This is a genomic window from Capnocytophaga canis (assembly GCF_000827555.1).
Taxonomy (GTDB): domain Bacteria; phylum Bacteroidota; class Bacteroidia; order Flavobacteriales; family Flavobacteriaceae; genus Capnocytophaga; species Capnocytophaga canis.
In genome coordinates, this window is the sequence record NZ_CDOI01000038.1 from 1 (window position 1) to 3,986 (window position 3,986).

Consider the following 3,986-nt stretch of genomic DNA (forward strand, 5'->3'; position numbering starts at 1 on the left):
ATTGCAGGGGATAATGAAGCTCCCATTTTTTCAGGAGAATTACCGAAAGATATTTCGATTACTGAAAATCAGGAAGTGCCAACGCAAGAAACGCTAACCGCTACGGATAATTGTTCTGCTGTTCAAGTGACGAAGAGCCAAGAAAACAAGGTAGAAAACGGAAATAAAATAATTATTTACAAATGGGAAGCCTCTGATGAATGCGGGAATAAAACTATTTACACACAGAAAGTTACCATTAAAAAAACTTCACAGCCCACACCACCTAACGGAGGTTCTGAAGTAGAAAAAGAAATAATTGTTTACAATGGTGTTTCTACCGAGTCAGGTTCGGAGAATTACCTGAAATTTGAACCTATCGAGAATTATAAAAATCTTCAAATTGAGATTTTTAACGAATTAGGTCAGAAAGTATATGGATCGAAAAACTACCAAAAAAATGGTGAAGTTTTCCGAGGATATGCCAACGTGAAAGGAGTTTTCCGAAAAGGTAAGCGTCTTCCTACAGGAACGTATTTCTATGTGCTGAAATATCAGGATATTACAGGAAAATCAAATACAAAACAAGGCTATTTGTTTGTAAGATAATCATTGCGTCATCTAAAAAACATCTGAAAAATAATCAATTACATAAAATCAATAAGAAAATGAAATATATAGGTCGTCTTTTAATATTTATGATAGTATTTGGGCAATCGGTCTTTTCGCAAGAACAATTTAAAACCTCTTTGAAAGTGGAGCAAGTGCGGCAAGAGTTTTCAAAAGGAGGCAAAATTTCGTGGGCAGTTCCGATTTCGCAAGGGAAAACCTTGTCTGTCGTTTGGCAAGAACGTCCAAACTCTTTGGCGGGTATCCAAACTTTTGTCGGTTACAAAGAAGATGAGCTTATAGGGGTGCTGTCGATAGACGCTACTTCGGTGTCGGGAAATTTTAATTACGATGGAAATACTTACAAAATAACTTCTGAAAAAAGGAAAGTAGTTGTTACTAAGGAAGATGAAAACCAAACCGAATGCGGAGTTTGCTGTGGCGAAAATCATAACCACACCACACAAAGACCTTCATCGCCTGATACAGAAAATAATAAATGTGCCCCCGATGCCAATGGGTTTTTGGATAATCATTGTTTGGATAATATCCAAATTTATACCGATGGAGTTTTACGCATTTATCGGTTAGCCTTACTCATCAATTATAGTCAATTCCAAAATCATTTCAAAAAAGATAAACAAGAAGTACGAAGATTTTGGGCTGCGACTGAGGCTTTTGCCAACGAGCTTTATGTACGTGCCGTTGCTGTGAAGTTTACTATCGTTGATGATGAGGCACTTATCAGAGATACGCCTGGAAAAGAAATATTAAAAAATTATCGTTATGGGTATCAAATGCTTCAAAATCAGAGAAGTACTCAAGCGATGAACGAAGTAATAGCTCCTGATAAATATGATGTAGGTCTGATAGTTACATTTCTTCCACGTGTTAACGGACAAGCTGCTATGGAAGCTGCCCATAGTGCACATACTAAGGCTGATGGAGTAATAGGTCGTCCCGCCCCCAGTACCGTAGCCCACGAATTAGGGCATATGTTCGGAGCTGACCATACCTTTGCCACAGGGGAAGATTCAGGTAAGGTAGAACCTGAAAGAGGGAGGTCTATTATGGGGTATGGACATAGTTTTCCTCGTGATTTTTTTACGCTGTATAGTGTGCATTCCATACGAAGAGGACTGACACACAGTTCTGTGTATTTTTCGGATAAGGAGCGTACTCAAAAGGTAATGTTAGCCCGAGGTGAAAATCCGATTTATGGTATTAAAACTTCAAATCGTCGTCCGGTAATTGATGCTTCAAAATTAAAAAAGAAATACGTCATTCCACAAAATACGTATTTTCAGTTTCGTATTAACGCTTCGGATCCCGACAATGATAAACTCATTTATGCGGCTCATCAAACCGATATTCGCTTACGAACTAATCCGTCTAATGCACTGTATTATTCAGCAAAACCAAGTTATAACAATGTGATACGTTTTCAGAAAGAATATAAAAAAGATGGAACTGTAGACCATTTTTTCTCAACCCAAGGTATTTATCGTTTTTGGTTGGCGGCAAGTGACGGAATTTTAGGTCAGGAGGCACTCACCAACGAAACCCACGCCACGCATTACGATATGGTGAAAACCGATATAGAGGTAAAAAATGGAATGCCGTTTGTGATTGCCTCAGATTTAAAAAAGACATATTCAGCAGGTGAGCAAGTTGAGTTACGTTGGAATGTAGATAAATCTATTTTTGGAGAAAATAGCAAGGTTCGGATTTTACTCTCTGATGATTTTGGGCAGACGTTTAAGCATATCATTGTTTCTGAAACAGATAACAACGGAACGTTTACCTTTACGATGCCACATATCAAAGTAACAAAAAATGGAAATCGAGGTAATGGACTTATCAAAATAGAAGTACTTGACCATATTGCTTACGCTGTTAGTGATTATAACCCAAGTAATGGGGGATTTGAAATTACACCTTCTGCAATTACTTTTGAAAATCTGCCTGAACCTACCATTTATGTAAAAGAAAAGGATATTCCTGAAAATTATTCAATTACGGCTGTGACAACCTGTTCTGATAAAGCTGTAAATCTAAAATACACCGATGAAAGGAAAGAAAATTTTATCAAACGTACCTTTTCTGCAACTGATAATTGCCAAAATCAAGCAAGTTTTGTGCAGCATATCTTTATAGAAGAAGACGTACTTCCTTTGCAATTTGTTGGTGTCCTTCCGCAGGATAAAGTATATCATTGCGAGGCTACTTTTGATAAAACGCTACCTAATGTTCAGGTTGTAGGCGGGAAATCTCCTACGATAGAACTTACCCAAACCCGAATGGAATCAGATTATCATATCAATTACATTCTCAAACGCACTTGGAGAGTTACTGACCCTGTGGCAAAACCCATTGAACACACCCAATTGGTTTTTGTTTATGATAATACATCGCCAATTTTGGTAACAAACCCTCAGGATATTATTGTGAATAATGAATTTGAAGCTTATTCCTATGTCGAAACTCCTCCTATAGCTTTTGATAATTGTGGAAATAAGTTGGAATGGAGAAGACCTATTTCCCCCGATTATAAGTTCGGAAGCAATGGACTCGAATCTGTTTCAGTTATTTGGGAGGCAAGAGATGGTACTTTCAATACTGTGAGGGTTACTCAAAAAATCATTGTAGATAAGAATGCTACGGATATTTATTTTCAGAATCTCCCTGCTGATATGCAACTTTCTTGTAAAGACGGAATTCCTCAGGTCGTGGATTTGAAGGTGGTAAACTGTTCTTCGGCACAAGTAAGTCACACCCAGACTGAAAAAATTGAGGGAGGTAAAAAAATCATTACTCGTATCTATAAAGCGGAAGGTTGTGGAAAAGCCATCTCAGCGACACAACGAATTACCATTACAGATGATGAAGCTCCTACGTTTATCGGAAAACTACCCGAAAATATTTCGGTGGCAAATTCTACTGATGTTCCTCCTTTGGTTGATTTAAGTGCTACTGACAATTGCTTTCAGAGTTGCTCACAGAGAAAAATTGTCATAACAACAGAATCTGACCCTCGAAATCAGGAGTACCATAATTCTTGGAAAGTTGTAGGAGATGAAAATTGTGTAAAAACGGTACAGGTCACCAAAAATAGAACGCAAAGTGCTGATGGTAAAGTCATTACCGATACTTGGATAGCCACAGACGAGTTTGGCAATACTCAAACTTACAGTCGTACTATTAAAGTAGCTTCGCCAGATGTTCCGAAAGCTATTACGTTTCTCAATTTTCCAACTGATGTGAATTTGTCTTGCGAAAAGGATAAACCCCAAGCAGAAAGCAAATTACAGGTTTCCAATTGTGATGGCACTACTGAAATTTCGGTAACCCATACCGACACAGAAACAGGCGATTGCAAAACAGGTAAAACGATTGTA

The 3,986-nt window shown here is 37.9% G+C and carries 2 protein-coding genes; both read left to right on the plus strand.

Translation table 11 applies throughout. The annotated features are described in order from the left end of the window. The coding region (locus CCAND38_RS01635; protein WP_042343319.1) for a T9SS type B sorting domain-containing protein at nucleotides 1-588 on the plus strand (588 nt) is incomplete at its 5' end. Between the two features lie 59 nt (nucleotides 589-647). Next, nucleotides 648-3,986, plus strand: a 3,339-nt coding sequence (locus CCAND38_RS01640) for a zinc-dependent metalloprotease family protein (protein ID WP_156129745.1), incomplete at its 3' end; no start/stop codon positions are given.